Raw genomic sequence first — 17,095 nt, forward strand, 5'->3', positions numbered from 1 at the left:
CCGCCCCGGGGCTTGGCCGCTTCAGCGCGAGCGCCAGAACCGCCGGTGCGTCGCGGCGATCTCGGCGGCGACCTCGGGCACCGGGCCGATCACGCGCACGTCTTTCTGGCCGCGCGCGAACACCTCGCGGCAGGGCAGGTCCAGCGTCGGGTTCTCGGCGTGGCTGCCGGTGAGTGCGAGCAGGTCGCGCTCGCTCATGCCGTAGATCACGCGGCCGATGTGCGCCCAGTACTGCGTGCCGGCGCACATCGCGCACGGCTCGACCGTGGTCACCAGCGTGCACGGCCACAGCTCGTCGGCGCCCCAGCGGCGCGACGCCTCGCGCGCGAGCACCGCCTCGGCGTGGTTGACGCTGTCGACGTTGCCCTGCTCCAACAGCACCGTGACGTGGTCGGGCGCCACCAGCAGCGCGCCGAACGGATGGTGCCCGGCGCGCATCGCGCGCTCTGCGAGGGCCTGCGCGCGTCGCAGCAGCGCGACGACCTGCTCGCGCGTCGGCTCGGTGCGCGCGTCGGCCATTCAGTGGCTCTGCGAGCCGCGGTGCGCCCACGCCGTGGTGCGCTTCTCGACCAGCGAGAACAGCTCGTACATCAGCATCGCCATGATGCCGACGACGACCAGCCCGGCGAACGCGAGCCCCATCTGTAGCGAACTGCCCGCGCTGATCAGCAGGTACCCGATGCCCTCGTTGGCCGCCGTCATTTCCGACACCGTCGTGCCGACGAAGGCCAGCGTGATCGCGACCTTCAGCGAGCCGTAGAAGTACGGCAGCGAGCGCGGCAGCCCGACCTTGGTCAGCACGTCCCAGCGCTTGGCGCCGAGCACGCGCAGGACGTCCTCGAGCTCGGGCTCGAGCGTGGCGAGGCCCGTCGCGATGTTGACCATGATCGGGAAGAACGAGATCAGGAACGCCGTCAGGATCGCCGGCCCGATGCCGATGCCGAACCACACGACGAGGATCGGCACGAACGCGGCTTTCGGCAGCGCGTTGAACGCCGTCATCAGCGGGTACATCGCGTTGTACGCCAGCCGCGAGCTGCCCATCAGGAAGCCCAGCAGCACGCCGACGACGATCGCGATCGCGAAGCCGGCCATCGTGACCCAGAACGTGCGCCAGGCGTGGCCGAGGATGGTGCTGCGGAACTCCCAGAACTGCTCGGCGATGCGCGCCGGGCTCGGGAAGATGAACTCGCTGACGTCGAAGGCGGTGCAGACGAGCTGCCACACGGCCAGTGTGGCGGCCAGCAGGATCAGCGGCGACCAGCGTTCGAGGGTTTTGCGGCGCATCGCGGCCTCACTGCGGCAGCGCCGCACCGACCTTGCCCACCGGCTGGCGGATCGCGCCGATGTGGCCGCGCAGCTCGTGCACGATGTCGGTGAACGCCGGGGTGTAGGTGATCTCGAGGTCGCGCGGGCGCGGCAGGTCGATCTCGCGGCGCACGATCATGCGCCCCGGGCTCTTGCTCATCACGTAGACCGTGTCGGCGAGGAACACGCTCTCGCGCAGGTCGTGCGTGACGAGGATGACGTTGAACTTCTGCGCCGCCTGCAGGTCGCGCAGCGCGCACCACAGCTCCTCGCGTGTGAACGCGTCGAGCGCGCCGAACGGTTCGTCGAGCAGCAGCATCTTGGGCTCGTGGATCAGCGCGCGGCAGATGCTCGCGCGCTGCTGCATGCCGCCCGACAGCTGCCACGGGAACTTGTCCTCGTAGCCGCCGAGGCCGACGCTTTGCAGCAGCCGGCGGGCCTTGTCGGCGTACTCGGCGCGCTTGGCGCGGAAGTTCGAGCGGTACGGCTCGACGATCTCGAGCGGCAGCAGCACGTTGTCGAGCGTCGTGCGCCACGGCAGCAGGCTCGGCGCCTGGAACGCCATGCCGGTGATCTTCAGCGGCCCGTCGACCTCGCGCCCGTCGATGATCACGGTGCCCTTGCTTGGCCGCTTCAGGCCGGTGGCGAGCTTCATGAACGTGCTCTTGCCGCAGCCCGACGGGCCGACGATGGCGATGAACTCGCCGGCGCCGACCTGCAGCGTGATGTCCTCGACGGCGAACTGCCCCTTGGCGAGCAGGTCGTCGTTGTACGCCAGCCAGACGTTGCGGAAATCGACGAACGTGCGCTGCATGCCGCTCACCACTTGCGCGGCACTGCGAACACGTCGCGCTCGGCCGCCGGCGGCAGGAACGCGTCAGTCCATACCGCGTCGGCGTTGACGCGCTCCTTGGTGCCGAACGCATCCGACACCTGGCTGGCCATCAGCGCCAGGCGTGGCTTCATCACGCTGCCGAAGCCCTCGGCCCTGGCATCGGGCGTCAGCACGACGGCGTCGAGTGCGAGCTTCAGGCGCCGTTCCTCGAGCGCTTCGTTGATGATCCCGTCGCGCTGCTTGACGAACGCGATTGCCGCCTTCGGATCGGCGACGACGTCCTTGACCCCCTTCGTGAACGCGCGCAGGAAGGCGCGCACCGCTTCGGGGTTGCTCTTCAGAAAGTTCTCCGACACGACGATGGCGTTGCCGTAGAACTTCACGCCGTACTGGGCGTAGGGAAAGACGACGATCTCGTCGGCCTTGACGCCGCGTGCCTCGAGGTTGAGCAGCGACGTGAACGAGAAGCCGGTGATCGCATCGATGTCGCCGCGCACGAGCATCGTCTCGCGCAGCGGCGGGTCCATCGAGGTCCAGGTCACGGCGCCGACATTGTTGGCCTTGGTGAACACCGGCCACGACTTGCGGCCGCCATCGAACACCGGCGCGCCCATGCGCTTGCCGGTCAGGTCCGCCGGCGTCTTGATGCCGCTCTTCTTGAGCGCCAGCACTGCCGCGGGCGTGTTGTTGTAGACCATCATCACGGCCACCGGCTTGTTCGGCGCCGTCGGGTTGTTGCCGTAGAACTCCATCAGCGCGGCCATGTCGGCGAAACCCATGTCATAGGTGCCGCTGCTGATGCGCGAGATCGTCGCGCCCGAGCCGCTGCCGGCGTCGATCGAGACGTTGAGCTTCGCGTCCCTGAAGTAGCCCTTGGCCGCGGGCGTGAGGAACAGTGCCGATGGCCCCTCGAAGCGCCAGTCGAGCTGGAACCGGATCGTGGTGTCTTGCGCGTGGGCGGGCACACCGGCACCGGCGAGCAGCGCGGTGGCGGTGGCGACGAAGGCACGGCGGGTCGGGGAACGCAGGGTCATGACGGGACTCCGAAGTGGTTCAGGACGAGCGGATCGGGCAGCAAATTCTGTGCACAGGTTGCCGGCGCGCTGCACCATGGTGAACCCGCAGAAGGCCCCGTCGTGGTGCCGTCACGGTGACTCCTGGTGCAGCAAATCGAACAAGGTGCGTGCGACGACCTTCGTCGCGCGGCGCAGGTCGTCGAGCACGATGTGTTCGTCGGCGCGCTTGGCGTTGCTCTCGCGCACGGTGCGTGGCCCGGCGCCGTAGATCGCAGCCGGCACGCCGGCGGCGCCGTACAGGCGCACGTCGGTGTACAGCGGCGTGCCGCTGGTCGGGATCGGCTCGCCGAACACGGCCTGCCCGTGCCGCTGCAGCGCGGCCACCAGTGCGGCGTTGCGGGGGTCGGGTTTCCACGCGTGCGCGAGCAGCAGGCGGCGGATCTCGACGCGGATCCCGGGCACCGTGGCGGCGGCCTCGGCGATCACACGGCGCAGGTCGGCCTCGACCTGCGCCGGATCTTCTTCGGGGATCATGCGGCGGTCGAGCTTGAGCACGACCTTGCCCGGCACGACGTTGGTGTTGGTGCCGCCCTCGATGCGCCCGACGTTGAGGTACGGATGCGTGATGCCGGGCACGCCCGACGTGACGCCCTTGTAGAGATCGTTCTGCCGGTACAGCGCGTTCAGGATCGCCACCGCGCCCTGCAGCGCGTCGATGCCGGTGTGCGGGATCGCGGCGTGCGCCATCTCGCCGAGCACGGTCACCTCCAGCTGCAGGCAGCCGTTGTGCGCGATGACGACCTGGTAGCTGAAGCCGGCGGCGATCAGCAGGTCGGGCTTCGTGAGACCGTGCGACAGCAGCCAGCCCGGGCCGAGCTCGCCACCGAACTCCTCGTCGTAGGTGAAGTGCAGCTCGACGCCGCCGCGCGCCGGTGCGCCGAGCGCGTCGCAGACGGCCTCGAGCGCGCGCACCGCGTGCAGGTAGGTCGTGAAGTCGCTCTTGCTGACGGCGGCGGCGCGGCCGTAGAGCTTGCCGTCCACGACCTCGCCGCCGTAGGGGTCGTGCGTCCAGCCCTCGCCGGGCGGCACGACGTCGCCGTGCGCATTGAGCGCGATCGTCGGCCCGCCGGGCGCGTAGCGGCGGCGCACGATGAGGTTGGTGATCGACTGCAGGCCGTGCGCCTTGACCTCGTCGGCCGGCACCGGGTGCTTCTCGACGGCCCAGCCCAGCGGTGCGATCAGCTCGGCGGTGCGCTCGGCGTGCGGCGCGTTGTTGCCCGGCGGTGTGTCGGTGGGCACGCGAACGAGTTCCTGCAGCAGGCGCACCTGCTCGTCGAAGTGCGCGTCGACCCAGGCGTCGAGTCGTTCGTGGGCGGGGTTCATGCGGTTTCGGCCAGTTGGTCGAGCAGGTGCTGGAACGCGCGCACCGCGAGCTCGATGTCGTCGTTGGTGCTCGATTCGAGCGGGTTGTGGCTGATGCCGGCGTTCAGGCCGCGCACGAACAGCATCGCCTGCGGCATCACCTCGTGCAGCTTCATCGCGTCGTGGCCGGCGCCGCTGGGCATGCGGTGTACCGGCAGGCCGAGCGCGGCCACCGCGTTCTCCCACCGCCGCTGCCATACCGGGTCGCTCGGTGCCGCGGCGGCGCGCATCGTCTCCTCGAGCACGCAGGTCAGGCCGCGCTGGCGGCAGATGCGCTCGAGCTCGGCCGTCACGTCGGCGACGCAGGCATCGCGCGCCGCGTCGGTCGTCGCGCGGATGTCGAGGCTGAAGCGGCAGCGCCCCGGCACGACGTTGATCGAGCCGGCGGGTACCTCGAGCTGGCCCATCGTGCCGACGACGTCTGGCACCGCGGCGGCGCGCCGCTCGAGGTAGACGGCGAGCTGCGCGACGGCCACCGCTGCGTCGCGTCGGCGGTCCATCGGCGTCGTGCCGGCGTGGCTGGCCATGCCGACGACCTCGCCGAGGAAGCGCCGGCCGCCGTTGATCGACGTGACGACGCCCAGCGGCAGGTCGAGTTCGTTGAGCACCGGCCCCTGCTCGATGTGCACCTCGACGAAACCCAGGTAGCGTGCCGGGTCGCGCTTCAGCGCCGCGATCGCGTCCATCGTGCCCGGCAGGCCGGCGGCGCGCATCGCGTCGCGCATCGTGACCCCGTCGGCGTCGGCCTGGTCGAGCCAGGCAGGGTCGAAGTGGCCGGTGAGCGCGCCCGAGCCGAGGAAGGTGGCCTTGTAGCGCTGACCCTCTTCCTCGGCGAAGGCGACGACTTCGAGACCGAACGGCAGCCGCCGCCCGGCGCGATGCAGTTCGCGCACGCAGGCCATCGGCACGAAGATGCCGAGCCGCCCGTCGTACTTGCCGGCGTTGCGCACCGTGTCGTAGTGGCTGCCGGTCAGCAGCCGCCTCGCGCCGGCGTCGCGGCCGTGATAGACGCCGACGACGTTGCCCACCGCGTCGATCGACACCTCGTCGAAGCCGGCGTGCTTCATCCATGCCTGCAGCCGGCGCGCGCAGGCGCGGTGCGCGTCGGTGAGGTAGGTCACCGTCAGCTGGCCGTGCTCCTTGAAGCCGGGGTCGCTCTCGGTGGCGAGTTCCTCGGCCCAGTCCCACACCAGGTTGCCGAGCTCGGGCGTGACGCCGAACTTGTCGTTCAGACGGATCTCGGCGATGCGGTGGACGTGGCGCAGGCACTCGGCGAACTCGAAGTCCGGGTGGCCGGCCAGCCGCCGCTCGAACGTGGCGATGATCTCGGCGCGCGTGAGGCCGGTGCCGCGCGGCCCGCGCACCGCGAGGATGAACGGCCAGCCGAACTTGGCGTTGTACTCGGCGTTCAGGCGCTGGATCTTCGCGAACTCGTCGGGCGTGCAGTCGGTGAGGCCGGCCTTGCCCTGCTCGTGCGTCGACTCGGCGGTCAGTGTCTTGGCGACCATCGCCTTGCCGGCGAGCTCGGGGTGCGCGCGGATCAGCGCGAGCTGCGCGTCGCGCCCGGCGTCACGCAGCACCTCGACGAGCGCGCGCTTGAGCGCGGCCAGGCTCGCGAACGGGCGCCGGTGCCACGCACGCTCGGCGATCCACGGCGAGTGCTCGTAGGTGCCGTCGAGCAGCGCGACGAATTCGGGCTGCGAGGCGGCGTTCAGTTGGGCGAGCGTCAGCGGCATGTCATTCCCAGATGAAGGCGCGGGCTGCGTCGAACGGGTGCGTGGCTTTCCAGTGCCGGGCGATGTCGATGCGCCGCGCGACCCACACGCGGTCGTGCGCCTCGATGTGGTCGAGGAAGCGCTGCAGCGCGCGCATGCGCCCGGGGCGGCCGAGCAGGCGGCAGTGCATGCCGATGCTCATCATGGCCGGGCGCTCCGCGCCTTCGGCCCAGTGCACGTCGAACGCATCGCGCAGGTACTCGAAGAACTCGTCGCCGTGGCTGAAGCCCTGCGGCAGCGCGAAGCGCATGTCGTTGCAGTCGAGCGTGTACGGCACGACCAGGTGCGGCGCCAGCGTGCCGTCGCTTTTGCGCACCTGCAGCCACAACGGCAGGTCGTCGCCGTAGTAGTCGCTGTCGTACTCGAAACCGCCGTGGTCGGCGACGAGGCGGCGCGTGTTCGGGCTGTCGCGGCCGGTGTACCAGCCCAGCGGGCGCTGCCCCGTCAGCCTTTCGACGATCTGCATGCCGATGCGCAGGTGCTCGCGCTCGGTGGCCTCGTCGACGTTCTGGTAGTGGATCCAGCGCCAGCCGTGGCATGCGATCTCGTGGCCGAGCTCGACGAAAGCGGCGGTCACGTCGGGGCAGCGCTCGAGCGCCATCGACACGCCGAACACCGTCAGCGGCAGGCCGCGGCGCTCGAACTCGCGCAGGATGCGCCACACGCCCACGCGCGAGCCGTACTCGTAGATCGACTCCATCGACAGGTGGCGCGCCGGGTAGGCCGCGGGGTTGAACATCTCCGACAGGAACTGCTCGCTGCCGGCGTCGCCGTGCAGCACGCTGTTCTCGCCGCCTTCCTCGAAGTTGAGGACGAACTGCACCGCGACGCGCGCCTGGCCGGGCCAGTGCGCGTGCGGCGGATTGCGGCCGTAGCCGGCGAGGTCGCGCGGGTAGCGGGCGGGGTTCGAAGGGGCGGGGGTCATCGTGGCTTCGAGGGATTCAGGCACGCGGCGGGCGCAGCGCGGCGGCGAGGTCGGGCACGCGCGGGTCCAGGTGCAGGTTGTGCTCGACGCTGTGCAGGTGGTGCGACATCAGCTTGACGGCGGCCTTGCCGTCGCGCTGCGCGAGCGCGTCGACGATGCGCTCGTGCTCGGCGTGCGAGACCTCGGCCGAGTGCGACGACTGGTACATCAGCGCGATCAGCGACGAGCGGCGCAGCAGGTCGGCCAGCAGTTCGGCGAGCACGTCGTTGCCGAGCAGCCGTGCGAGCACGACGTGGAAGTCGGCGAGCAGCCGCGTGCGGCCCGGCACGTCGGTGCGCGCGAGCGCCTCGCGCTCGGCACGCAGGTGCGCGCGCAGCTCGGCGAGCTGCGCGTCGGTGATGCTGGCGGCGAGCCGCTGCACGAGCGCGGCCTCGAGCATCGCGCGCACCTCGAACACCTGGCGCGCCTCCTCGACGCTCGGCGTCGCGACGAAGGCGCCGCGCGCGGGCTCGAGCGTGACGAGGTGGTCGCGGCTGAGCTGGTTCAGGGCCTGGCGCACGACGGTGCGCGAGACGCCGAAGATGTCGGCGATGGGCTGCTCGGCGAGCTTGGTGCCCGGCATCAGGCGGCGTTCGACGATCGCCGTCGTGACCGACTCGACGATGCGCTGCGTCGTCGACGCCTCGGCGGCCTTCGTGCGCCGCGCGGCGCCGCGACGGCTGCCGGTGGCGTCGACGACCTGGAGCTGGGCACGGCTGCGCGGCATGGGCGGGGCGGCGTCGATTGACGTGTGTGCTCAAGTGTATACACTCGGTCGCGACGCGCAAGTGCTGCGCGTTCAGGGTTCTCCCTCGATATCCGACTCTCCACCGCACCGCGACGCCGCACCCCGCGTCGCCCCGAGGCACACACGATGGGCAAACTGACCACGCACGTTCTCGACACCGCCAACGGCTGCCCCGCGGCCGGCATGCGCGTCACGCTGCTGCGACTCGACGGCGGCGAGCGCGTGCTCAAGACCGTGGTGCTGAATCACGACGGCCGCGCCGACGCGCCGCTGCTCGAGGGCGAGGCGCTGCAGCGCGGCCGCTACCGGCTCGTGTTCGCAGTGGCAGCGTACTTCCGCGGCCGCGGCGCCGCGCTGCCCGAGCCGCCGTTCCTCGACGAGGTGCCGCTCGAGTTCGGCATCGCCGATGCGGCGGCCCACTACCACGTGCCGCTGCTGGCCAGTCCGTGGAGCTACGGCACCTACCGCGGCAGCTGAGCGGCAGGCGGCGGGCAGTGCCCCTTCGATGCCCCCGCCCGGCGGCATCGATGACGTCGCGCGACCCTCAGTTTTGACCGCCGCGCGACGAAGTGGCAGGGTAAACCCGTGCGGCATCGTGCACCTTCGTGTATACACTTTGCCGACGTCGCCGCGGCGCCCGCGCGACGGGCCCGGCCCGCCGCCTGCGGTTTGCGACGTTCGCTCCTCACAGAGCCCGCTGTGGTGAGGGGAGGGTGCACCGGCTCGCCGGTGCGTGTTGCGCGACGGTGAGCGCCTGATGGACGCATACCTCCTCGACTGGGCCAACCTGCTGCTGCGCTGGGCGCACGTGATCACCGCGATCGCGTGGATCGGCTCGTCGTTCTACTTCGTCATGCTCGACAACAGCCTGACGAAGCCGCACGACGCCGACCTGAAGGCCAAGGGCGTCGACGGCGAGATGTGGGCCGTGCACGGCGGCGGCTTCTACCACTCGAACAAGTACCTGGTCGCGCCACGCTGGCGGCCGCTGCCCGAGAACCTGCACTGGTCGTACTGGGAGAGCTACAGCACGTGGCTCACCGGCTTCGCGCTGTTCACGGTGCTGTACCTGTTCAACGCCGGCACCTTCCTCGTCGACAAGACGGTGTTCGACTGGTCGCCGGGCGCGGCGATCGCCGCGGCGCTGGGCTTCCTCGTCGCGTTCTGGGTCGTCTACGACGTGATCTGCCGTGCCTTCGGCCAGCGCCACCACGGCGACCTGATCGTCGGCGTGTTCGTGTTCGCGTTCGTCGTGTTTGCGTCGTGGCTCGCGTGCCAGCTGTTCGCCGGGCGCGCGGCGTTCCTGCTGGTCGGCGCGATGATCGCCACCGCGATGAGCGCCAACGTGTTCTTCTGGATCATTCCCGGCCAGCGCAAGGTCGTCGCCGACCTGCGCGCCGGGCGCGACCCCGACCCGATCCACGGCCAGCGCGGCAAGCAGCGCAGCGTGCACAACACCTATTTCACGCTGCCGGTCATCGTCGCGATGCTGAGCAACCACTACGGCTGGCTGGTCCAGGGGCCGCACAACTGGCTCGTGCTCGTGCTGCTGATGCTCGCCGGCGCGCTGATCCGCCACAGCTTCGTCGCACGCCACAAGGCGCACGTCGAGGGGCGGCGCGCGCCGTGGGAACACGCCGTGGTCGGCACCGCGGTGCTCGTCGGGCTGGCGGTGTGGCTCGCGCCGCCGCCGCAAAGCGCCGAGCAGCGCGCTGCCGCCGCGCAGCCGGCCACCTACGCCGAGGTGCGCGCCGTGATCGACCAGCGCTGCGTCGTCTGTCACAACGCGCAGGTGCAGAACAAGAACGTCGCGCTGCACACGCCCGAGCTGCTCAGGCAGCACGCGCAGGCGGTCTACCAGCAGACCGCGGTGCTCAGGCTGATGCCGCTGAACAACGCGACGCAGATCACCGACGCCGAGCGCGCGCTCGTCAAGCGCTGGTTCGACAGCGGCGCGCCGGTCGACTGACCCCTTTCCTGGCACGGCCGCACCGCGGCCACACCCCCTCGCGACCGGGGCCTGGCGTCGCACCGACACGAACGACGAGGAGACACCCCCATGACCACGAACGCCGTCCACCCGGTGGACGAAAGACTGCCCCTCGGGCGGCTGACCGCGCTCGGCCTGCAGCACGTGCTGGTGATGTACGCCGGCGCGATCGCGGTGCCGCTGATCGTCGGCCGCGCGCTCAAGCTCAGCCCCGAGCAGGTCGCGATGCTGATCTCGGCCGACCTGTTCGCGTGCGGCATCGTCACGCTGATCCAGTCGCTCGGCTTCACGAAGTACTTCGGCATCCGGCTGCCGGTGATGATGGGCGTCACGTTCGCCGCCGTCGGGCCGATGGTCGCGATGGCCAACGCGCAAAGCGGCGTCGAAGGCGCGCGCGCGATCTTCGGCGCGATCATCGGCGCCGGCGTGCTGTCGGTGCTGATCGCGCCGCTGATGAGCCGCATGCTGCGCTTCTTCCCGCCGGTGGTCACCGGCACGATCATCGCGATCATCGGCATCAGCCTGATGCGCGTGGGGGTCGGCTGGGCGATGGGCGGGCCGCCGACGCTCGCGCAAAGCGTCGACGTGCCGAAGCTCGTCGAGATGACCAAGCTGATCGAGCCGGCGCTGAACGCCCCGGTGGCGCCGGGCGCCGCGCCGCCCGCCGTCAAGCTGCCGGGGCCGATCCCGATGGTCGACAACCCGAACTACGGCGCGCTCGACAACCTCGCGGTGGCCGGCCTCGTGCTCGTGTTCATCCTGCTGCTCGTCAAGTACACGCGCGGCTTCGTCGCCAACGTCTCGGTGCTGCTGGGCATCGTGCTCGGCTGCGTCGTCGCGGTGGCGCTGGGCAAGATGCACTTCGACAAGGTCGGCAAGGCGGCGTGGTTCGACGTCGTCACGCCGTTCGCGTTCGGCATGCCGACGTTCGACCTCGTGATGATTCTGACGATGACGCTGGTGATGATCGTCGTGATGATCGAGTCGACCGGGATGTTCCTTGCGCTGTCGGAGATCACCGGCAAGAAGATCGGGCAGGCCGAGCTCGCCGCCGGGCTGCGCGTCGATGGGCTGGGTACGGTGATCGGCGGCGTGTTCAACACGTTCCCGTACACCAGCTTCTCGCAGAACGTCGGGCTCGTCGGCGTCACCGGCGTCAAGAGCCGCTGGGTGTGCGTGGCCGGCGGCGTCATCATGATCGTGCTCGGCACGCTGCCGAAGATGGCGGCGCTCGTCGAGTCGATCCCGACTTTCGTGCTCGGCGGCGCCGGACTCGTGATGTTCGGCATGGTCGCGGCCACCGGCATTCGCATCCTGTCGACGGTCGACTTCAAGGGCAACCGCCACAACCTCTACATCGTCGCGCTGTCGATCGGCTTCGGGCTGATCCCGCTGGTGGCGCCGCGCTGGACGCAGCACATGGCGCACGGGCTGCACCCGCTGCTCGAGTCGGGCATCCTGCTGACCGCGATCAGCGCCGTCGCGCTGAACCTGTTCTTCAACGGCGCGAAGGGCGACACCGTCGGCGCGATCGAGGCCGCGAAGACGGCCGAGGCGCACTGAGTCACGGCCGAGCGACGACGCCGTGACGACGCCGCCCCGCCCGCCGCGCACCGAAGCGCAGGTGCGCGTCGACCTCGCGGCCGCGTACCGGCTGGCGGCGCTGAACGGCTGGGACGACACCGTCTACACGCACCTGTCGGCCCGCGTGCCGGGCGAGCCGGGCGTGTACCTGATCAACCGCTTCGGCCTCGCGTTCGACGAGGTGAGCGCGTCGAACCTCGTCAAGGTCGACGTCGCCGGCCGCGTCGTCGACGGGTCGGGCGCGCCGGTCAACCCGAGCGGTTTCGCGATCCACGGCGCGGTGCACGCGGCGCGGCCCGACGTCGAGTGCGTGATCCACCTGCACAGCCCGTGGGGCGTGGCGCTGTGTGCGCTGCCCGAAGGGCTGCTGCCGACGTCGCAGTGGGCGATGCGGCTGTGGGGGCGTCTCGGTCGCCACCCCTACGAGGGGCTCGCGCTCGGGGCCGACGAGCAGCGGCGCCTCGTGCAGCGGCTGGGGTCACTCGACGGCGTGCTGCTCGAGCACCACGGGCCGCTCGTCGTCGGGCGCACGGTGGCCGAGGCCTACATGCTGATGCACCTGCTCGAGCGCGCCGCGCAGGCGCAGCTGCGCGCGATGGCTGCGGCACCCGGCCGCGTCACCGGCGTCGCGCCCGCGCTGGCCGAGACGACCTACCGCCAGTGGGTCGGCGACGGCCGCGAGTGGGACGGCGACGTCGAGTGGCCGGCGCTGCTGCGCCGCCTCGACCGCGTCATGCCCGGCTACCGCGATTGAACTTCACCCCCTGAGGAGACCGACCATGCCCACGATCCGCGTCGAACTGTTCGAAGGCCGCAGCGTCGAGCAGAAACGGGCGCTGGCGCAGGCGCTGACCGAAGCCTGCGTCAGGACGCTTGGTGGCAGTGCCGACGGCGTCGACGTCCTGTTCTACGACATCGCGCGCCACGACTGGGCCACCGGCGGCCAGCTGTGGAGCGACAAGGCACCGGCCAAGCCGGCCGGCGGCTGAGGCGGCGTTCAGAACGGCGCGCTCCAGCGCGCCGCGAGCAGCCAGGTGCGCCCGGGCGCCGGCTCGAAGTAGCGCTGGTTGGCCTCGTTGACGATCACGCTGCCGGCGACACGCCGGCCGGCGAGGTTGTCGAGCCGTGCCAGCAGCTCGAGCCGCCCCGCGCCCAGGTCGCGCTGCCAGCGCGCGCGCAGCGCCGCCAGGACGAAGCCCTCGGCGAAGTCGGTGTTGGCGTCGTTGACCGGCACGTCGCTCTGGCCGCGCGCTTCGAGTGCGAGCTCGACGCCGCGGGCTGGCAGCCACGCCAGCTCGGCGTAGCCCCAGGCGTCGGGCGTGCCGGCGATGCGGTTGCCGGCGACGATCGGCGTCGACGGCAGCGTGTCGCGGTACGTCGCGTCGAGCCAGCTCGCGGCGAGCTGCGCGCGCCAGGCGTCGGCGATGCGCCAGCGCAGATCGAACTCGGCACCCTGCCGCAGCGTGCGCCCGACGTTGCGGAACGTCGTGCGTCCCCCGCTGCTGCTGGCCACGCCGATCTCGTCGTCGGTGCGGATGTCGAACACGGCGACGTCGAGCGAGAGGCCGCGCGACGGCTCGCGCCACTTCAGCCCCGCCTCCCACTGGCTGCTGGTCTGTGCGTTCAGCCCGGTGTTGAAGCCGGCCAGGCCGTCGGGACGGTAGAAGAGTTCGTTGAACGTCGGCGACTCGAAGCCGCGGCCGGCGCTGACGTACAGGTTCAGCGCCGGCGTCACGCGCCACTGCAGTGCCGCCGCCGGGTTCGTGTAGCCGAAGGCGCGCGAGCCCGAATCGTCGCCGTTGACGAGGTAGCGGTCGTCGCTGCGGAACTCGACGCGGCCGTGGCGCACACCCAGCGTGGCGGTCCAGTCGCGTGCGAGGTCGGCCTCGGCCTGCGCGTAGACGTCGCGCGCCGTCACGCGGTTGCGCTCGTCGCGCCGCAGCGCACCGGTGACGCCGAGCACGCGGTCGGCGTCGGTCGTGCCGACGAAGTTCTCGTAGCCGCGCCGGTGCTCGACGCTGCCGTCGACGCTGGTGCCGGCCACCAGCTGCGCGCTGCGCTCGCCGGCCAGCGCCCAGCGCCACACGAGGCGCGCGTCGACGCCGCCGTAGTCGCGGTCGAAGTCGATCACGCCACCGGGGTGCGTCGGCGAGGACTGCACCGTGAACGGGATCGACTGCCACTGCGTCACCGAGCGCTGGCCGACGTAGGCCGCAACGCGGCTCTCGCTGAGCGCGCCGGCGTCGTCGAAGCGGTGGCGCCACGCGAGCCCGGCCTGCTCCTGGCGGGTGTTCTTGCGGGTGTCGTACAGCAGCGCCTGCGGCGTCGTCTGGTCGGGGTCGGTTTCGAACTGCGTGCGCGTGAGCCCGAGCGGGTCGAGCGCGGGCTGGTCGAGCGCGTTGACGATCAGCACGACGCGGTCGCGCGGCCCGTCCCAGCCCAGGCGCGCGTTGCCCAGCGTGCGCTGCGCACTGCTGTGCGGGCGAAAGCCGTCGATCTCGAAGCGGCTCGCGCTCGCGCGCAGGCTGAAGCCGCCGTCGAACGGCGCCTCGACGCCGGCGCGCGCCTGCCACAGACCGTCGCTGCCGACGTCGCCGCCGAGCAGCCAGCGCCGCTCGGTCGGCGCCGCGCTGACGAGCGAGATCACGCCGCCCGAACTCGACCCGTACAGCGCCGAGAACGGCCCGCGCAGCACCTCGACGCGCTGCGCCCCGGCGAGGTCGAAGTGCGACACCTGCCCCTGGCCGTCGGGGCCGCTGGCGGGAATGCCGTCGGTGTACAGCCGGATGCCGCGCACGCCGAACGAGGCGCGTGCCCCGAAGCCGCGCGAGTGGATCTGCAGGTCCTGCGCGTAGTTGTGGCGGTTGTTCGCGACGACCCCCGGCACGCGCGCCATCGCCTCCGACAGGTTGACCATCGGGCCGGCCGCGCGCAGCTCGTCGGCGTCGATCACGCCGGCGGCGTACGGTGTGTCGAACAGGCGCAGCTCGGCGCCGCTGGCGGTCACGATGACACGCGTCGTCGCATCGGCCGTCGACTGCGCCGTGGCCGACGTCGCCGACAGCGCGATGGCCGCGGCGACGGCGACGCCGCGCACGCGGCGAAGATCCGGCGCAGTGGGACAGCGAGGGGGCCGACGGGGCCGCAACGGCACAGGCATCTCGGGGGCTCGCAGGCGAGTTGACACCGATCGATGATAGCGGGGCGGTCGCGTCCGGCACGCCCGTGGCCGCGGGCTGAAGAAGGCCCGCAGCGGGCACGGCGCCGGAGTCAGCGCGGCGCTGCCGCGTCGGCGCAGGCTGAGCGCACGTAGGCCAGCAGGCGCGCGGCAGGCCAGTGGTGCGGTCCCGCTGCGTCGGCGAATGCGCGCCGCACGGCCTCGGGCACCTCGTCGCCGTGACGCAGCGCCATCCACTCGTCGGGGAACAGGCGCTCGTCGATCGCGACGTGCTCGCGCACCTGCACGTCGGTGTGGCGCGGGTCGGCGGCGATGACGGCGAAGCGCTGGCGCAGGTGGAACGCATCGCCCTCGAGCACCTGCACGAAGTGGCCGTCGACGAAGACGAGCGCCCCGGTCAGGCCGAGCTGGCTGTTGCGGTTGTGCGCGGTGCGCACGATGTCGTAGGCGTCGCGCGCGCCGACGCCGGGCGCCGCGCGGCTCACGTAGACGAGGCGTTCAAACATCGGCGCTCCCGGGGGATGCTGCGCGGCTGCGGCCTGCGGCGGCCGACGCGACGAACGCGGCGATCGCGTCGGCCGGGCGCGGCCGGCTGAACAGGTGGCCCTGCGCCTCGATGCAGCCTTCGTCGCGCGCGATGGCGAGCTGCTCGGGCGTCTCGACGCCTTCGATCGTCGTCGCGATGCCGAGGCTGCGGCCCAGGCCGGCGACGGCGCGCACGATCGAGCGCGCGCCCGCGTCGCGCTCGACGTCGTGCACGAACGAGCGGTCGATCTTGAGCCGGTCGAACCGGAAGGCGTGCAGCGTCGACAGCGACGAGTAGCCGGTGCCGAAGTCGTCGAGCGCAACGCCGACGCCGTGCGCGCGCAGCTGCGCGAGTTGCGCGACGGCCTGCGCCGGCTCGCGCAGCATCACCGACTCGGTGATCTCGAGTTCGAGCCGCCCGGCGGCCAGCCCGCTGTGCGCCAGCGCGTGCGCGACGTCGCGCAGCAGCGCGCCGTGGCGGAACTGCACGGCCGACACGTTGACCGCGACGCGCACCGACGCCGGCCAGCGCAGCGCGTCGCGGCAGGCCTGCTCGAGCACCCAGCGGCCGATCGGCACGATGAGGCCGGTGTCCTCGGCCAGCGGCACGAACTCGGCGGGCGAGACCTCGCCGCGCACCGGGTGTCGCCAGCGCAGCAGCGCCTCGACGCCGCACACGGCTGCGTCGGCCACGCGCACCACCGGCTGGTACTCGAGGTGGAACTGCTGCAGCGCCAGCGCGGCGCGCAGGTCGGCCTCGAGCGTGCGGCGCCGGCGGGCGCGCTCGTCCATCGCCGGCTCGAAGTAGCGCAGCGCGCCGCGGCCGTCGGCCTTCGCGCGGTACAGCGCGAGGTCGGCGTTCTTCAGCAGCGTGTCGGGGTCGTCGCCGTCGAACGGCGCCACCGCGATGCCGACGCTGGTGCCGATGTGCGCCTGCACGCCGGCGATCTCGAACGGCGCCGACAGCGCCTCGATCAGGCGCTGGGCGAGCCGGCGCGACGCGGTCGGCTGCGGCGCGCCGCACTGCGCGATCGCGAACTCGTCGCCCCCCAGCCTTGCGACGAGGTCGGTGTCGCGCACGCAGCCGCGCAGCCGCGCGGCGACCTCGCGCAGCAGCTCGTCGCCCACCGGGTGCCCGTGGCTGTCGTTGACGGCCTTGAAGCGGTCGAGGTCGAGGTACAGCAGCGCGAGGTCCTCGCCGCGCGCGTTGCGCGCGAGCAGCCGCTCGAGTTCCTCGCGCAGCACCGCGCGGTTGACGAGACCGGTCAGCGCGTCGTGGCGCGCGAGGTGTGCGATCCGTGCCTCGGTGCGCCGCTGCTCGGTGACGTCCTCGTGCACCGCGATCGCGGTGCCGTCGGCCAGGCGCGTGACGACGATCGAGATCGTGCGCCCGTCGTCCATCACCCATTCACGCCGGCGCGTGCGGTCGCGGTCGGGCGGTGGCAGCTCGGCTAGGCGGCTCCACTCGGCTTCGCGCCCGCGCGTGGCGGCCAGGATGTCCGCGAACGGCGTGCCGGGGCGCATCAGCGCCTCGGGCAGGTCCCAGATCTCGCGGTAGCGGCGGTTGGCCAGCACGAGCCGGTCGGCGCCGTCGAACATGCACAGCCCGTGTGGCAACCGCTCGATCGCCAGCCGCAGCGCGGCGTTCTCGGCCGCCAGCGCGCGCAGGCGCGCATCGTCGCTCGGCAGCGGCGCGGCCGCGCGCTTCGACGCGGGGGGCTCGGCGGTGGACACGGGGGCGGTCATCGGG

16 protein-coding genes are annotated in these 17,095 nt (G+C 71.7%); 5 read left to right on the forward strand and 11 right to left on the reverse strand.

Features of this window, described 5'->3' with window-relative positions; translation table 11 throughout:
- Positions 1–21: 21 nt before the first annotated feature.
- The 8 genes from MOJ79_RS11260 to MOJ79_RS11295 form a co-directional block, all read right to left on the reverse strand.
- Positions 22–519 carry a nucleoside deaminase gene (locus MOJ79_RS11260; RefSeq protein WP_241924237.1) on the reverse strand — a complete coding sequence of 166 codons (498 nt, stop codon included), beginning with the start codon at positions 517–519 and terminating at the stop codon, positions 22–24.
- A complete protein-coding gene (locus tag MOJ79_RS11265) occupies positions 520–1,287 on the reverse strand; it encodes an ABC transporter permease (protein ID WP_241924238.1) in 768 nt (255 codons plus the stop codon).
- A 7-nt stretch (positions 1,288–1,294) separates the two neighbouring features.
- Positions 1,295–2,122 (reverse strand): ABC transporter ATP-binding protein, encoded by an 828-nt coding sequence (locus tag MOJ79_RS11270; RefSeq protein ID WP_241924239.1) that lies wholly within the window; start codon positions 2,120–2,122, stop codon positions 1,295–1,297.
- 5 nt (positions 2,123–2,127) lie between these two features.
- Positions 2,128–3,177 carry an ABC transporter substrate-binding protein gene (locus MOJ79_RS11275; protein ID WP_241924240.1) on the reverse strand — a complete coding sequence of 350 codons (1,050 nt, stop codon included), beginning with the start codon at positions 3,175–3,177 and terminating at the stop codon, positions 2,128–2,130.
- Positions 3,178–3,288: 111 nt separating this feature from the next.
- Complete coding sequence (locus MOJ79_RS11280; RefSeq protein ID WP_241924241.1) at positions 3,289–4,542, reverse strand: M20/M25/M40 family metallo-hydrolase; 1,254 nt, start codon at positions 4,540–4,542, stop codon at positions 3,289–3,291.
- The gene (gene uraD / locus MOJ79_RS11285; RefSeq protein ID WP_241924242.1) at positions 4,539–6,317 is read right to left on the reverse strand and encodes a 2-oxo-4-hydroxy-4-carboxy-5-ureidoimidazoline decarboxylase; all 1,779 of its coding nucleotides are present in this window, start codon (positions 6,315–6,317) and stop codon (positions 4,539–4,541) included. Before uraD ends, MOJ79_RS11280 begins: the two co-directional genes overlap by 4 nt.
- A 1-nt stretch (position 6,318) precedes the next feature.
- On the reverse strand, positions 6,319–7,281 hold the full coding sequence (gene puuE, locus MOJ79_RS11290) for an allantoinase PuuE (protein ID WP_241924243.1): 963 nt from the start codon (positions 7,279–7,281) through the stop codon (positions 6,319–6,321).
- Between the two features lie 16 nt (positions 7,282–7,297).
- Entirely contained in the window at positions 7,298–8,047 is a 750-nt protein-coding gene (locus tag MOJ79_RS11295; protein WP_119353270.1) for a GntR family transcriptional regulator, read from the reverse strand.
- 147 nt (positions 8,048–8,194) lie between these two features.
- Between MOJ79_RS11295 and uraH the strand changes: the two genes are divergently transcribed.
- From uraH to MOJ79_RS11320, 5 genes are all read left to right on the forward strand, one after another.
- Positions 8,195–8,545 (forward strand): hydroxyisourate hydrolase, encoded by a 351-nt coding sequence (uraH, locus tag MOJ79_RS11300; RefSeq protein WP_241924244.1) that lies wholly within the window; start codon positions 8,195–8,197, stop codon positions 8,543–8,545.
- A 280-nt stretch (positions 8,546–8,825) separates the two neighbouring features.
- A complete protein-coding gene (locus MOJ79_RS11305) occupies positions 8,826–10,037 on the forward strand; it encodes a urate hydroxylase PuuD (RefSeq protein ID WP_241924245.1) in 1,212 nt (403 codons plus the stop codon).
- Between the two features lie 90 nt (positions 10,038–10,127).
- Positions 10,128–11,621 carry a nucleobase:cation symporter-2 family protein gene (locus MOJ79_RS11310; RefSeq protein WP_241924246.1) on the forward strand — a complete coding sequence of 498 codons (1,494 nt, stop codon included), beginning with the start codon at positions 10,128–10,130 and terminating at the stop codon, positions 11,619–11,621.
- A gap of 22 nt (positions 11,622–11,643) precedes the next feature.
- Positions 11,644–12,396 (forward strand): class II aldolase/adducin family protein, encoded by a 753-nt coding sequence (locus MOJ79_RS11315; protein WP_241924247.1) that lies wholly within the window; start codon positions 11,644–11,646, stop codon positions 12,394–12,396.
- 25 nt (positions 12,397–12,421) lie between these two features.
- On the forward strand, positions 12,422–12,631 hold the full coding sequence (locus MOJ79_RS11320; RefSeq protein WP_241924248.1) for a 4-oxalocrotonate tautomerase: 210 nt from the start codon (positions 12,422–12,424) through the stop codon (positions 12,629–12,631).
- 8 nt (positions 12,632–12,639) lie between these two features.
- Here the strand turns inward: MOJ79_RS11320 and MOJ79_RS11325 are convergent, their stop codons facing one another.
- From MOJ79_RS11325 to MOJ79_RS11335, 3 genes are all read right to left on the reverse strand, one after another.
- Entirely contained in the window at positions 12,640–14,739 is a 2,100-nt protein-coding gene (locus tag MOJ79_RS11325; protein ID WP_241924249.1) for a TonB-dependent receptor family protein, read from the reverse strand.
- Positions 14,740–14,912: 173 nt separating this feature from the next.
- Positions 14,913–15,326: a BLUF domain-containing protein gene (locus tag MOJ79_RS11330; protein ID WP_241924250.1), complete on the reverse strand. Its 414-nt coding sequence runs from the start codon at positions 15,324–15,326 to the stop codon at positions 14,913–14,915.
- Positions 15,319–17,091 (reverse strand): putative bifunctional diguanylate cyclase/phosphodiesterase, encoded by a 1,773-nt coding sequence (locus MOJ79_RS11335; RefSeq protein ID WP_241924251.1) that lies wholly within the window; start codon positions 17,089–17,091, stop codon positions 15,319–15,321. The genes MOJ79_RS11330 and MOJ79_RS11335 overlap by 8 nt, the downstream gene beginning before the upstream one ends.
- Positions 17,092–17,095: the final 4 nt, after the last annotated feature.

The sequence above is a fragment of the Calidifontimicrobium sp. SYSU G02091 genome (genome assembly GCF_022631395.1).
GTDB classification, from domain to species: Bacteria; Pseudomonadota; Gammaproteobacteria; order Burkholderiales; family Burkholderiaceae_C; genus Calidifontimicrobium; species Calidifontimicrobium sediminis.